Origin of the sequence: Nocardioides nitrophenolicus (assembly GCF_016907515.1) — a bacterium.
In the GTDB taxonomy this organism is placed as follows: domain Bacteria; phylum Actinomycetota; class Actinomycetes; order Propionibacteriales; family Nocardioidaceae; genus Nocardioides; species Nocardioides nitrophenolicus.
Map to the genome: position 1 here is coordinate 2,823,123 of NZ_JAFBBY010000001.1, position 13,464 is coordinate 2,836,586.

A 13,464-nucleotide genomic window follows, 5' to 3' on the forward strand; every position below is an offset into this window, starting at 1 on the left:
CCTCAACGCATCGGGAGCGGGATTGTTCCCCGGTTGCGGTCGACGCCGCCGGTGACGCCCGGGACCGAGCCGCGGTCGTCGTACTGCCACACCGCCCAGGCCCGCCCCGGCGTCCGCTCGCCCAGCCGGCGGACCCACTGCGGGTGGTCGGCCAGCTCCCGCGCGAACCCGAAGCGGTCCTCGAAGTCGGGATAGAGGTAGACCAGGGTGGTCGTGCCCAGCCGGTCGTCGACGGTGGCGAGGAAGGCACGGACCTCGCGCAGCAGGCTCGCGCGGGGCGGCGGGTCCGCGCAGCTGCCGGCGAGCTCGAGGTCGAGTGCGGGCGGGATCCGGAGGTCCGGGTCGGGGCCGAGGACGTCGAGGAAGTGCTCGGCCTGCGCCACGCCGTCGCCGCACAGCTGGAAGTAGTGGTAGCCCGCCGCCGCCACGCCCGAGCGCAGAGCCGCGGCCCGGTGCGTCGCGAACCTCGGGTCGGTGAACCCGGTGCCCTCCGTCGCCTTGAGGTAGGCGAACCCGATGCCCGCCGCCGCGACCCGGCCCCAGTCGATCGGGCCCTGGTGGTGGGAGACGTCGATGCCCTCGGCGAGGGCCGGCGCCGGCGTCGGGCTGGGGGTCGGCGTCGGGCTGGGGGTGGGAGTCGGGGTGGGCGTGGGAGTCGGGGCCGGCTCCGGCGGGTCCCCGCCGCAACCGGCGGCCACCAGCGCCACCAGGGCCACCACGGCGACGACCAGGCTCCTCACGTCGCCCAGCCAACCACGCCCGCGGCGGGCGTAGGGTCGAGCCATGCGCAGGCTGCTGCTGATCCCGCTCCTGACCCTGCTCGGCGGTGCGCTCGCGCTGCCCGCGCCCGCCGGCGCCGCCGTGAAGGTGATCGACGACGGCCCCGACCCGTCACTGCCCGCGCAGATGGACATCCTGCGCGTGAAGATCGACAACCGCGCCGACCGCGTGGTCCTCAAGCTGACCTTCCGCGACCTGACCGAGTCCCGCCGCGGTCAGACCAAGGTCTTCATCGGCACCGACCCCTCGAGCGAGGCCGGCTTCATCGCCTACAGCAGCCACCGCCCCGGGTCCGACCCGGTGACCCAGCTCTGGGAGCCCACGGACCAGGAGTTCGGTGGGATGCCGGTCGAGTGCTCCGGGATCCGGGGCCGGTGGCGCTTCGACGTCGACCGGGTGCGGATCGTCGTACCCCAGGCGTGCCTGGACAGCACGGCCGCGCGGTACACCTTCAAGGCGGTCGCCGGGTTCTACAAGCTGAAGGGCGACTGGACCGAGTTCCGCGGCGTGCGCCGCGGCTGACCGGCCCGGCCGGGAGGGCGGGCGGCTAGCCTCCTCCCATGGAGAGCGCGCGGACCACCCACGTCCTGGTGGACGGGGAGAACATCGACGCCACCCTCGGTACGTCGATCCTGGGCCGGCGGCCCCGGCCCGAGGAGCGGCCGCGCTGGGAGCGGCTGCTGCAGTTCGTCGAGCGGCAGTGGGGTCAGCCGACCAACGGCCTGTTCTTCCTGGCGGCCAACAGCGAGCTGCCGATGTCGTTCGTGCAGGCGCTGCTGGCGATCGGCTACCGCCCGATCCCGCTGTCGGGCGGGGCCAACCAGAAGGTCGTCGACATCGCCATCCAGCGCACGCTGGAGGAGCTGAAGAGCCGCGAGGCCGATGTCGTCCTGGTCAGCAACGACGGCGACTTCGTGGAGCAGATCGAGGACGTCCTCGACGGCCGGCGGGTGGGCCTGGTCGGGTTCACCGAGTTCCGCAACAGCGCCTTCGCCCAGCTGACCTCGCGCGGCCTGGACTTCTTCGACCTCGAGTACGACGTCAACGCGTTCAACGAGCGGCTGCCGCGGGTCCGGATCATCCCGATCGACGAGTTCGACCCGACCCAGTTCCTCTGAGGAGCCGCCACCCGCAGGGCATGCTGTCCGGATGAGGCTCCTGGTTCTCGGCGGTACCCAGTTCCTGTCCCGCGCGGTCGCGGCCGAGGCGGTACGCCGGGGGCACGACGTGGTGTGCGCCAACCGTGGCCGGTCCGGGACGGTGCCACCCGGGGCGCGGACGGTGCGCTGGGACCGTGACGAGGCGCCGCCGCCCGAGCTCGCCGACGCGGGACCCTACGACGCGGTGGTCGACGTGGCCCGCACCCCTTCCCACGTCCGCCGGGCCCTGGCCGCCGTGCCCGACGCGCACTGGGTCTTCGTCTCGACCATCTCGGTCTACGCCGACGACGCCGACCCGGCCGGTCCCGGCGCGAGCCGGCTCAAGGAGCCGATCCCCGAGGACCTGGACCCGACGGCGAGCGTCGAGAGCTACGGCGGGATGAAGGTCGCCTGCGAGCGGCTGGTCCTGGAGGCGGTCCCGGGCGCCGCGGTCGTCCGCCCGGGCCTGATCGTGGGCCCGGGGGACCCGAGCGGGCGGTTCGCGTACTGGGCCCGGCGCTCGACCGCGACCGGTGCGGTGCTCGCGCCCGGCGACCCGCGGGACCTGGTGCAGGTGATCGACGTGCGTGACCTCGCGGCCTGGGTCGTCACCCTCGCCGAGGACCGCGCCGGCGGCACCTACGACGCCGTCGGCCCCTCCCAGCCGATCGCGGACCTGCTGACCGCGGCCCTGCCCGACGCCGCCCTGGTCTGGGTCGACCAGGACTTCCTCGAGGCCGAGGGCGTCGAGCCGTGGTCGGGGCCGGACGCCGTCCCGCTCTGGCTCCCCCGTCCGGCGTACGACGGCATGCTGGCCCACGACGCCGGTCCCGCGCTGGCGGCGGGCCTGCGGCCCCGGCCGGTCGAGGCGACGACGCGCGACACCCGGGCCTGGCTGGACGCGGATCCGGCGGCGCGGATCACCGGGATCACCATCGAGCGGGAGGCCGACCTGCTGGCGCGCTGGGGGGCTCGCTAACGTCCGGTCGGTGTTCCGCATCGCCACCGCCAACATCAACGGCATCCGTGCCGCCCACCGCCGGGGCTTCGGTGACTGGCTGGCGAGCCGCGCGTGCGACGTGGTGACCTTGCAGGAGGTGCGCTGCCCGGTGCCGCTGCTGCCCGACGGCGCGTTCGGCGACTACCAGGTCGCCTACGACGCGGGCGAGCTCGCGGGCCGCAACGGCGTGGCCGTGCTGACCCGGGAGCCGGCGGCCGCCGTCCGGACCTGGGCGGTCCCCGCCCCGGACCGGCCGCTGCCCCGCGCGCTGCGGACCCACGCGAACGAGGGACGCTACGTCGAGGTCGACCTGGCCGACGTACCGCTGACGGTGGCGAGCCTCTACCTGCCCAAGGGCGGTCTCCCGGCGCACCTGCAGGACCCCAAGCGGATGCGGGAGGCACCGGACGGGGGCGCGAAGTACCAGCGCAAGATGGCCTTCATGGCCGGCTTCGCGCGCCACCTCGCGGCCTCCCGCAAGGCGGCCGTCGCCGCGGGCCGGGAGTTCCTGCTGACCGGCGACCTCAACGTCGCGCACCAGAGTCTCGACGTGGCGGCCTACAAGCGCAGCAACCAGACGGAGGGCTTCCTGCCCGAGGAGCGGGCCTGGCTGGCCGCGCAGCTCTCGCCGCGCACGCTCGTCGACGTCGTACGCCGGCTGCATCCGGACACGCCGGGCCCGTACTCCTGGTGGAGCTGGCTCGGCCGGGCCTACGACGAGGACCGGGGCTGGCGCATCGACTACCACCTGGCGACGCCCAGGCTGGCCCGCACGGCCGTCTCCGCGGTCGTGGACCGGCACCACCTCGGCGTGCGGATGAGCGACCACGCGCCCGTGGTCGTCGACTACGACCTCAGCTGACCTGGCGCTCCCCGGCGTAGACTCGCTGCATGTCGGTGAGTGAGTCGGAGCTCTACGAGGCGGGGATGTCCCTGCCGCCACATGTGCGCCGGCACGTGGCCCTTCGACTGCTCGAGTCCGTGGATCCCGACGAGGCCTTCGACGCCACGGCGGAGTCGTGGCTGCGCACCGTCGCGGCCGATGCGTACGACGCGCACGAGGCGAATCCCTCGCGTGCGGTCCCTCTCGACACCGTGCGGGAACGCTTCGAGGCCAAGTGGGCCGCCCGCCCATGACGGGGCGGGTCCGTCTCACTCCCGAAGCCGAGCAGCAGCTCAACGATCTCGACGACTGGATCGCGGAGAAGTCCACCGCCGCGATCGCTCGTCGATTCGTGTCCGCCGTCCTCGATCACGTCGAGGGCATCGCCTCCTTCCCCCTCGCGGGCCGGGCGCGAGACGACATCCGCTCCGGCATGCGGACGACGACGTTCAAGAAACGGACCCTCATCGCCTATGTGGTCGACCGCTCGTCCGGCGATCCGGTGATCACCGTTCTCGGGCTGTTCCACGGTGGCCAGGACTGGGAGGAGACGCTCGGTTCCCAGCCGGAAGATGACCTCAGCTGACCTGGCGCTCCCCGGCGACGGGGACGACGAGGACGGCCAGCAGAGGGAGCGCGGCCGCGAGGGCGTACGCCGCGCCGTACCCCCAGGCGGTGATGGTCAGGCCCGCGACGGGCGGGACGGCGACGGCGGCCAGATGCTGGGCGGTGTTCTGCAGGCCGAGGGCGCGGCCGGACCAGAACGGGCCGGCGCGCTCGGCGACGGCGGTGAAGGCCAGCCCGTTGTCGGCGACGGTGACGGCGGAGGCGACGACCAGCAGGGCGACGGCGAGGGCGGTCACCAGGGTGGAGCCGGCGGTGGCGGTGGCGGCCAGGCCGAGCAGGGCCATGGTGGCGGCGGCGAGGAGGGCGACGGCGCGCATCGGTCGCATCCGGCTGCCGACCAGGTCGGAGGCCCAGCCGGCGCCGATCCGGGCGGCGGCGCCGGCGACCTGGGTGCCGGCGACGACGAGTCCGGCGACGCCGGGCGACCAGCCGAGGTCGTCGACCAGCCAGGTCAGCCCGAAGGTCCAGACCAGGAACTGGGGGACGACGAGCAGCACGGAGGCGAGGTGGATCCGGGTGAGATAGCTGTCGGCGCGGTACGGGTTGGCGGCCGCCACCGCGGCGGCGCGGGGCGGGCGGGGCGGGTCGAGGACGACGAGGGCGACGAAGCCGGTCATCAGGATCGCGGCCGCGGTGGGCACCCACAGTCCCGGGCCGATGCCGTGGTGGTGGGCGATGACCGCGACCGTGCCGGCCGCCAGCCCGACGCCGAGCGGCTGCCCGGTCTGCCGGATCCCCATCGCGATGCCCCGGCGCTCCGGGGGGAACCAGCCCACGACGACCCGGCCGGAGGCGGAGTTCGTCGCGGCGGCGCCGATGCCGGCGAAGCACAGGGCGGCGGCCATCGGCCAGGGTGAGGCGAGCAGGGCCGCGACGCCGCCGCCGACGGCGGTCATCAGCAGCCCGGCCAGCAGCGCGAACCGCTCGCCGCGCCGGTCGACGACCAGCCCCCAGAGCACGAGCGTGAACATCATCCCGGTCATCGAGGCGGCCGCGACCAGGCCGGCCTCGGCCAGGCTCATGCCGTAGCCGCCGTCCGCGACCGGGCGGTGCAGCTCGGGGATCAGGAAGCTCGGCGCGGTCACCATCGCCGCCGTCGCGGCCTGTGCGCCGGTCCCGGCCGCCAGCATCGCCCAGCGGCGTGCCGGTGACACCGTCCGCGCCCCGGCGTCGGTCGGGGCAGCGGTCGAGGTCACCGGCTCAGTCAAGCACAGGTGTCCATTGAATGAGACGTCGATCTTGGAATGTGAGATCGCGGAATGACGCCGCATACCGAATTCTGGGGACAACTCCCGACCGCGGTCCCCGGGCCCGCTCGCGTCCCCGACCCTGGGTGTCCGGCGCGTTCTGGGGGGACGCGCCGCCGGACGAGGGGACCACACGATGAACCAGCCGAGCGATCTCAGGGAGCTGGCCGACCTGGTCGGCGCCGCCGTCGAGCGCCCGGTCCGGCTGCTTCCGCAGTCGGGCCGCCCGGGCGAGAGCCTGCTCCATGCGTACGACGAGCACGCGCGCCGGGTCGCGGTGGTCCGGTGGGCCGAGGACGAGGCCGCCGCCCGCCGGCTGCTCGACGCGGCCTCCGCGCTGGCCACGGTCGAGGCCCACCACCACGGCAGCCGGCTGGTCGTGCCCCGCCTGCTCGCGCTCACCACCTGGGCGGGCCGGCCGCTGCTGGTGCAGGAATGGTGCGCGACGCCGTACCCGGGACGGGTGCCGGCCCGTGGCGCCCGGTACGACGCCGAGCGGGTGGTCGTCGAGCTCGGCAGCACGGCCGACCTGGACCGCTCGTACGCCGACGGCCTGCGGGCCCGGCTGCGGGACCTGCCGTCCTCGGCGTTCGGCGACCAGCTCCTCGCCGCGCTCGACCGGCTTGGAGCGCAGCACGACCTCGACGCGCTGCCACGGGGCGCCTGGCACGGGAGCTGGTCGCGCGCGACGGTGGCGGCCGGGCCGCAGGGCACGGTGCTGGTGCGGGACTGGGACCGCTTCGAGCGGAACCGGCCGATCGGCTTCGACACCCTGCACTTCCGCCTCGACGAGCTGCGCGGCGAGCAGCGCCGCCCCGCCGCCGGCACGGCCCTGGTCACGGAGGCGCCCCGGCTGCTCGCCCGCTGGCACGGGCGCGTCGTGGGCGAGGCCCGCTGCATCGCCCGGCTGCTGCTGCTCGAGCTGGCCGCCCGCGAGCTGGCCGAGGTCGGGCCGGGCCGGGCGCCGGTCTCGTGGACGGCGGACTGGATCGCACCCACCCTGTTCAGCGCCTGACGCCTCATCGAGCGCCGGAGCGGATGATCGGGCCCGGATTCGGGCACCATGGCCGGTATGGAGGCCGGTCATCCGCTGACTCGGACCCTCGAGCTCCTCGCCGAGGGCGTGATCGAGTTCGCCGGCTTCCGGGTGGCCGCGGTCAGCCTGGTGGCCGACGGCGTCCTGCACACCGTGGCCGTGGTCGGCGACGACGACGCCGCCGCCCAGCTGGTCGACCAGCGCACCCCGGTGGCACTCCTCGAGCGCGAGCTGGCGCCCGCCGAGCAGTGGGGTGCGCTGCGGTTCCTGCCCGCCGACCGGTCGGGAGGCCACCTCGCCGGCCACCTGTGGACCTCCGGCGCACCACCGCTGGCCGGTGCCGACGCCTGGGATCCGCGCGACCTCATCTGCGGCCTGCTCCGCGACTCCGCCGGCCGCCTGCGCGGCGTCCTCTGGGTGGACCTCCCGACCAACGGGCGGCGACCCGACGCCGCCCAGCGGGCCACCCTGCAGATGTACGTCCGCCTCGCCGAGCGCGCGCTGGTGACGGCGCTGGAGCGCGACGACCTCGAGGTCCGGGTGGAGCGCGAGCACGCCGTCGCGGAGTACCGCCGGACCCTCATCGACGTGCTCTCCCACGAGCTGCGCGGCACGGCGGCCGCGATCGCGCACACCGTCGACGCGCTGCGGGCCGAGCCGGAGCTCGGTGCCGCGGTCGAGGCCGGGCTGGACGTCGTGCACGGCGGGGCCGAACGGCTGCGCTCGGTCGTCGACGACATGAGCGCGCTCGCCAAGCTGGGCCGGGCCGACGTCCCGCTCCGCGCGCTGCCCGCCGACCTCGCCGCGCTCGCACGGGAGTCGATCGCGCTGCACAGCGCCGAGGCCCACGGCCGCGGGGTCGCCGTCGACCTGGACGCGACCGGTGAGACCGTCGTCGACGGCGATCCGGAGGACCTCGGCCGGATGATCGACAACCTGGTCTCCAACGCGATCAAGTACTCCGAGCCCGAGGGCCGGGTGGTGGTGCGGGTCGCCGCGGAGCCGGACGGCGTCGTGCTCAGCGTGAGCGACGTCGGCATCGGCATCGACCCGGCCGACCGCGAGCACGTCTTCGAGGAGTTCTTCCGGTCCCGGAGCCTCGCCGTACGCCGCCGCCCCGGCGCCGGCCTCGGCCTCGCCATCGCGCAGCGGGTCGCCACCCTCCACGGCGGCGTGATCCGGGTCGACTCCACCCCCGGCGCGGGGACCACCTTCACCGTCGCGCTGCCCCGGCCGGGCGTCGTACGGAGCGTGGGGTGAGCGCGATGCCCGGCCCGACGAGGATCGTGCTGGTCGAGGACCACGCGCTGTTCGCCCAGTCGCTCGACTTCGCGCTCACCCGGGAGGGGCACGACGTCCGGGTGCTGACGCCCGACGACTACCCCTCGCCGGCGGCGCTGCTCACCCGGGTCCGCGACCTCCACCCGCGCATCGTGCTGGTCGACCTCGACCTCGGGCCGCTCGGCGACGGCCGACTCCTCATCGGCCCGCTGGCACGGGCCGGTGTCCTGGTGCTGGTGCTGACCGCCACCACCGACCGGGCCCGCTGGGGGGAGTGCCTGGCGCTCGGGGCGCGGCAGGTGCTCTCGAAGTCGGGCACCCTCGACAGCGTGCTCGGCGCGATCCGGGTGCTGCTGGTCGGAGGCACCCTGCTCCGCGAGGACGAGCGCGCCGCACTGGTCACCCTGGCCCGCGAGACCGGCCAGGAGAACCGGGAGATCCGGGCCCGGTTCGAGCTGCTGACCCCGCGCGAGGCGACGGTGCTCGGGTGCCTGATGCGCGGGCAGACCGTGCACGACGTCGCGACCGCGTTCGTGGTGTCGGAGAGCACCGTGCGGACCCAGGTGAAGCGGGTGCTGGCCAAGCTGGACGTGTCGTCGCAGCTCGAGGCGGTGGGGTTGGCGAACCGGGTGGGGTGGCATCCGCCTGCTGCATGAATCGCCGGTCGACCGGCGTTTCTGTCACTTGTCGGGCAGTTCTGTCACTTGTCGGGCGTTGCAACGCCCGACAAGTGCAGGAACAACCGGTCGACCGGTGATTCCTGCACCCTCACTCCCCGCTCGGCACGATCGCCGAGATCACCGTCCCATCAGCCCGCTGGATCCCGGCGGGGTACGGCGGCTCGCCGTCCAGCCGCGGCCCCTGGTGCTCGAGCGGGACCACGACCGGGTCGCCCGGGGCGACCTTGACCAGGGTGCCCCGCACCGACAGCGTGACCGGACCGGTCCCCTCCTCGACGAACAGCTCCAGCTCGTCGGCGCGGACCACGACCCGCACCCGGGTCCCGTGGAGCGTCAGCCGGTAGGTGAGCGACGGCCACGACGCCGGCAGCCGGGGGTCGAGCTGCCACTGCTGGTCCCCGGCGCCGGAGCCGCGGTCCCGGAACCCGCCGAAGCCGCCGACGAGGGCGCTCCACACCCCACCGGTGGAGGCGACGTGGACGCCGTCGGCGGTGTTGTTGTGGCGGTCGGCGAGGTCGACGAAGAGAGCCGAGTGGAAGTAGCGCAGTGCGAGGGAGTGGTAGCCGACCTCGGCGGCCACGATCGACTGCACGACCGCGGACAGCGTGGAGTCGCCGGTGGTGATCGGGTCGTAGTACTCGAAGTCGGCCTGCTTCTGCTCGGCCGTGAAGTCCTCGCCCTGGAGGTAGAGCGCGAGCACCACGTCGGCCTGCTTGAGCACCTGGAAGCGGTAGATCACCAGCGGGTGGTAGTGGAGCAGCAGTGGCCGCTTGTCGAGCGGGGTGTTCTCCAGGTCCCACATCTCGCGCTCCAGGAAGTGCGCGTCCTGCGGGTGGATGCCGAGGAAGGAGTCGAACGGGATGGACATCCCGTCGGCGCACTGCGCCCACTCGTCCGGCTCGTCGGTGGTGAGCCCGGTGCGGCGCACCAGGTCGTCGTACGCCGCCGGGTCGTCGCGCTGCAGCTCCCACACGGCGCGGGCGGCGCGGCGCAGGTTGAAGCGCGCGAGCACGTTCGTGTAGAGGTTGTCGTTGACCACGGTGGTGTACTCGTCGGGCCCGGTGACGCCGTGGATGTGGAAGGTGCGGCGGCTCTCGTCGCGCCAGAAGCCGAGATCGGCCCACAGCCGCGCGGTCTCGACGAAGATGTCGACCGCCTCGCGGGCCAGGAACTCGTCGTCGCCGGTGGCGCCGACGTACTGGCTCAGGGCGTAGGCGATGTCGGCGTCGATGTGGTACTGCGCGGTGCCGGCCGCGTAGTACGCCGACGCCTCCTGCCCGCTGATCGTGCGCCAGGGGAAGAGCGCACCCTTCTGGGACAGCTCGCGGGCCCGGGAGCGGGCGCTGTCGAGCAGGTTGTAGCGGAAGCGCAGGGCGTTCCGGGCCGCCCACGGCATGGTGTAGGTGAGGAACGGCATCACGTAGATCTCGGTGTCCCAGAAGTAGTGGCCGCCGTAGCCGGACCCGCTCACCCCCTTGGCCGCGATGCCCTGGCCCTCCGCGCGGGCGGAGGCCTGCAGGATCGAGAAGAGGTTCCACCGGATCGCCTGCTGCAGCGCGGGCTGGTCCGGGATCGCGACGTCCGCGCGGGCCCAGAACGCGTCCAGCCACGCCCGCTGTGCCTCGAACTGGTGCGCCACCCCCTCCTCGCGGGTGCGGGCCAGGGTCCGCTCGCAGCGGTCGATCAGCTCGCGCGGCGGCACCGTCGCCGCGGTGTGGAAGGACACCAGCTTGGTCAGCCGCACGGGGACGCCCGGCTCGGCCGCGATCCGGTAGATCGCCTTGGCGAGGTCGTCCTCGGCGTGCACGTCGAGGGAGTACGGCGCGTCGGTCTCCAGCACGTGGTCCGCGACCACGCCGAGGGTCATCCCGCTCTGCATCGTGCGGTAGCCGAGCTTGAGCCGCCCGGTCTCGGGGTCGGCCTCGTGGATCCGCGGGTCGAGCACCCGGCGGTCGAAGTCCTCGGCCCGTCGGGGATCCGCGGTCCCGCCGCCACTCTGGTCGATCGGCGCCGTCTCGCGCTGCTCGTCCTGCCGGTTGACCAGCTGGGAGGAGATCGCCAGCGAGGCCCGCTGGTCGAGGAGGGTGACCTCGAAGGTCAGCACGGCGAGATGGCGCTGCTCCAGCGGCACCATCCGGGTGCTGCGGACCCGCACCCGCTTGCCGCCCGGCGTACGCCAGAGCAGGTCGCGGGTGAGCACGCCGGTGCGGAAGTCGAGGGCACGCTCGTACTCGAGCAGGTCGGCGACCGAGACCTGCAGCGGCTCGTCGTCGACGTAGAGCCGGATCACCTTCGGGTCCGGCACGTTGACGATGGTCTGCCCGATCCGCGCGAAGCCGTAGGCCTCCTCGGCGTGGGAGATCGGCCAGGTCTCGTGGAAGCCGTTGATGAAGGTGCCGTCGAGGTGGGCGTCGCGGCTCTCGGAGTAGTTGCCGCGCAGGCCGAGGTAGCCGTTGCCGACGGTGAACAGCGACTCGGTGGTGCCGAGGTCTGAGCCGTCGAAGCGGGTCTCGACCAGGCGCCACTCGTCGACGGGGAACCGGCTGCGGTCGAGCGGGTCGCCGGCCGGGGGCGCCTTGTGGGACGGGCCTTCGGGTGCGTTCATGGCTGCTCCTCCGCGACCAGGTCGGCGAGATCGGGGACGACGACGGTGGCTCCGGCCGCGCGCAGGGCGTCCTCGCCCGCGCCGCGGTCCACGCCGATGACCAGCCCGAAGCCGCCGGCGTGGCCCGCGGCGACCCCGTTGATGGCGTCCTCGAGCACGACCGAGCGGGCGTCGGTCGCACCCAGCACCTGGGCCGCGTGGGAGAAGGTGTCCGGTGCGGGCTTGCCGGGCAGGCCCAGCTCGGCGGCCAGTCCGCCGTGCATCACGAAGTCGAACTCCCCGGACAGCCCGGCTGCCTCCAGCACTGCCGGTGCGTTGCGCGAGGACGACACCACGGCCAGCGGGATCCCGCGCCGGCGCAGGTCCGCGATCAGCCGCACCGAGCCGGGGTAGGGCGTGACCCCGTCCGAGGCCAGGATCTGGTTGAACGCCTCGTTCTTGCGGTTGCCGAGGCCAGCCACCGTGTCCGCCGTCGGCGGGTCCTCCGGCGTGCCCTCCGGCAGGGTGATCCCGCGGGAGGCGAGGAAGGAGCGGACCCCGTCGTAGCGGGGCTTCCCGTCGACGTAGGCGAAGTAGTCCTGCTCGGTGTACGCCGGGTAGGCGACGCCGTCCGCCGCCGAGCGCGCGGTCAGGAAGGAGGAGAACATCGCCGACCACGCGTGCATGTGCACCTCGGCCGTCGGGGTGACCACCCCGTCGAGGTCGAAGAGCACCGCATCCCAGGCATCCCAGTCCACTACTGTCCGAGGCACGCGCTCAGGCTAACCGGGGAGACCCCAGGGTCGGGTCAGGGCGCGATCCGGGTCACACCGGATTCATCGAGGCGTCTCGTCTGGTGGAATACACCTCATGCGTGTCCCCCTCCTCGGCCCGGTGAAGCAGCGCGTCGGCATCTGGCTGCTCAACCGGACCATGCGCAACGGCATCGACCTGCGCAAGCTCCGCTTCCTGCCCGACTCGATGACCCTGCCCCTCAAGCGAGACGGCCTCGACCCGCTGCCCGCGATGGCGCGGGTGCGGGCCGAGGAGCCGGTCAAGAAGCTCGCCGACCTGTTCGGCCGGGGCGTGTGGCTGGTGAGCGGGTACGACGAGTCGCGCGAGGTGCTCGCCGGTGGCGCCGAGGTCTGGTCCAACGACCTCGGGCAGTTCGTGTCCCAGGAGGGCCGCTCCGACGAGGAGCAGATCGGCGGCCTCGGGATGACCGACCCGCCGCTCCACACCGCGCTGCGGCGCTATCTCACCCCCGAGTTCACGATGCGCCGCCTCGCCCGGCTGCAGCCCGGCATCGAGGCGATCGTGCGCCAGCGGCTGGACGCGATGGCCGAGGCCGGTCGCGACGGGCGGCCGGTCGACATGGTCGAGGAGTTCGCCTTCGCCGTGCCGTTCGACGTGATCTGCGACCTGCTCGGCCTGCCGGTCGACGACCGGGCCCGCTTCCTCGAGCTCGGCGTCGCCCGCTTCGACCTCACCGAGGGCGGCGCGGGCGCGTTCGGCGCCGCCGCCCACACCCGCGAGTTCCTGATCAACGCGGTGCGCGAGCAGCGGGCGAACCCCGGCGACGGCCTGATCGGCGCGCTGCTGAAGGAGCACGGCGACGAGCTCGACGACGTGACCCTCGGCGGCATCGCCGACGGCGTCTTCCTCGGCGGCTACGAGACCTCCGCGTCGATGCTGGCCCTGGGCGCCTACCTGATCGCCACCACGCCGAAGGCCGGCGAGATGCTCCGCTCGGAGGACGCCGAGCAGGTCAACCAGGTCGTCGAGGAGCTGCTGCGCCACCTGTGCGTCGTCCAGCTGGCCTTCCTGCGCTTCGCCAAGCAGGACGTGGTCATCGGGGGCGTGCAGATCAAGGAGGGCGACGCGGTCGGCGTATCGCTGCTCGCCGCCAACCGCGACCCCCGGCTCGCGCCGGACCTCGACACCTTCGACCCGAGCCGGGAGCCCACGCGCCACCTCGCCTTCGGCTGGGGCATGCACCGCTGCGTCGGCGCCGAGCTGGCCCGGATGGAGCTGCGCACCGCGCTGCGGATGCTCGCCGAGCGCTTCCCCGACCTGGCCATGGCCGCGGACATCTCCGAGCTGGAGTTCCGCAAGCTCTCCGCGGTCTACGGCGTCGAGGCGCTCCCCGTGCTCACCGGCGGCGACCGGGTCGCCGAGCCCGCCTGAGTAACCGATACTCAGGCGCC

14 protein-coding genes are annotated in these 13,464 nt (G+C 73.8%); 10 read left to right on the top strand and 4 right to left on the bottom strand.

Going from position 1 to position 13,464, the window contains the following annotated elements:
- Positions 1–2 precede the first annotated feature (2 nt).
- On the bottom strand, positions 3–785 hold the full coding sequence (locus JOD66_RS13765) for a glycoside hydrolase family 25 protein (RefSeq protein WP_204837420.1): 783 nt from the start codon (positions 783–785) through the stop codon (positions 3–5).
- Here JOD66_RS13765 and JOD66_RS13770 point away from each other — a divergent pair.
- From JOD66_RS13770 to JOD66_RS13795, 6 genes are read left to right on the top strand one after another with little or no spacing between them, the layout of a single operon-like run.
- Positions 784–1,302, top strand: a complete 519-nt coding sequence (locus JOD66_RS13770) for a hypothetical protein (protein ID WP_204837421.1) — start codon at positions 784–786, stop codon at positions 1,300–1,302. The genes JOD66_RS13765 and JOD66_RS13770 overlap by 2 nt on opposite strands.
- Positions 1,303–1,340: 38 nt before the next feature.
- On the top strand, positions 1,341–1,898 hold the full coding sequence (locus tag JOD66_RS13775; protein WP_204837422.1) for an NYN domain-containing protein: 558 nt from the start codon (positions 1,341–1,343) through the stop codon (positions 1,896–1,898).
- Between the two features lie 31 nt (positions 1,899–1,929).
- Positions 1,930–2,898: an NAD-dependent epimerase/dehydratase family protein gene (locus JOD66_RS13780; protein ID WP_204837423.1), complete on the top strand. Its 969-nt coding sequence runs from the start codon at positions 1,930–1,932 to the stop codon at positions 2,896–2,898.
- 10 nt (positions 2,899–2,908) lie between these two features.
- Positions 2,909–3,781 carry an exodeoxyribonuclease III gene (locus tag JOD66_RS13785; protein WP_204837424.1) on the top strand — a complete coding sequence of 291 codons (873 nt, stop codon included), beginning with the start codon at positions 2,909–2,911 and terminating at the stop codon, positions 3,779–3,781.
- 29 nt (positions 3,782–3,810) lie between these two features.
- Complete coding sequence (locus tag JOD66_RS13790; protein ID WP_204837425.1) at positions 3,811–4,056, top strand: addiction module protein; 246 nt, start codon at positions 3,811–3,813, stop codon at positions 4,054–4,056.
- Entirely contained in the window at positions 4,038–4,388 is a 351-nt protein-coding gene (locus JOD66_RS13795) for a type II toxin-antitoxin system RelE/ParE family toxin (RefSeq protein WP_204837426.1), read from the top strand. Before JOD66_RS13790 ends, JOD66_RS13795 begins: the two co-directional genes overlap by 19 nt.
- Here the strand turns inward: JOD66_RS13795 and JOD66_RS13800 are convergent.
- Positions 4,381–5,625 carry an MFS transporter gene (locus JOD66_RS13800; protein WP_307823510.1) on the bottom strand — a complete coding sequence of 415 codons (1,245 nt, stop codon included), beginning with the start codon at positions 5,623–5,625 and terminating at the stop codon, positions 4,381–4,383. The two genes, JOD66_RS13795 and JOD66_RS13800, sit on opposite strands and share 8 nt — an antisense overlap.
- A gap of 187 nt (positions 5,626–5,812) precedes the next feature.
- Here JOD66_RS13800 and JOD66_RS13805 point away from each other — a divergent pair, with 187 nt between their 5' ends.
- From JOD66_RS13805 to JOD66_RS13815, 3 genes are read left to right on the top strand one after another with little or no spacing between them, the layout of a single operon-like run.
- Positions 5,813–6,691, top strand: coding sequence for a hypothetical protein (locus JOD66_RS13805; RefSeq protein ID WP_204837428.1), 879 nt, complete (start codon positions 5,813–5,815; stop codon positions 6,689–6,691).
- A 57-nt stretch (positions 6,692–6,748) separates the two neighbouring features.
- Positions 6,749–7,972 carry a sensor histidine kinase gene (locus tag JOD66_RS13810; RefSeq protein WP_204837429.1) on the top strand — a complete coding sequence of 408 codons (1,224 nt, stop codon included), beginning with the start codon at positions 6,749–6,751 and terminating at the stop codon, positions 7,970–7,972.
- A 5-nt stretch (positions 7,973–7,977) separates the two neighbouring features.
- Positions 7,978–8,649 carry a LuxR C-terminal-related transcriptional regulator gene (locus tag JOD66_RS13815; RefSeq protein ID WP_205126381.1) on the top strand — a complete coding sequence of 224 codons (672 nt, stop codon included), beginning with the start codon at positions 7,978–7,980 and terminating at the stop codon, positions 8,647–8,649.
- Positions 8,650–8,761: 112 nt separating this feature from the next.
- On the opposite strand, the gene JOD66_RS13820 is transcribed toward JOD66_RS13815, so the two are convergent.
- Together JOD66_RS13820 and JOD66_RS13825 are read right to left on the bottom strand one after the other, a co-directional pair.
- Positions 8,762–11,278: a glycoside hydrolase family 65 protein gene (locus JOD66_RS13820; protein ID WP_204837430.1), complete on the bottom strand. Its 2,517-nt coding sequence runs from the start codon at positions 11,276–11,278 to the stop codon at positions 8,762–8,764.
- Positions 11,275–12,030 (bottom strand): HAD family hydrolase, encoded by a 756-nt coding sequence (locus tag JOD66_RS13825; protein WP_307823511.1) that lies wholly within the window; start codon positions 12,028–12,030, stop codon positions 11,275–11,277. Before JOD66_RS13825 ends, JOD66_RS13820 begins: the two co-directional genes overlap by 4 nt.
- A gap of 97 nt (positions 12,031–12,127) precedes the next feature.
- On the opposite strand from JOD66_RS13825, the gene JOD66_RS13830 reads away from it, so the two are divergent.
- Positions 12,128–13,444, top strand: a complete 1,317-nt coding sequence (locus tag JOD66_RS13830; RefSeq protein ID WP_204837431.1) for a cytochrome P450 — start codon at positions 12,128–12,130, stop codon at positions 13,442–13,444.
- Positions 13,445–13,464 lie beyond the last annotated feature (20 nt).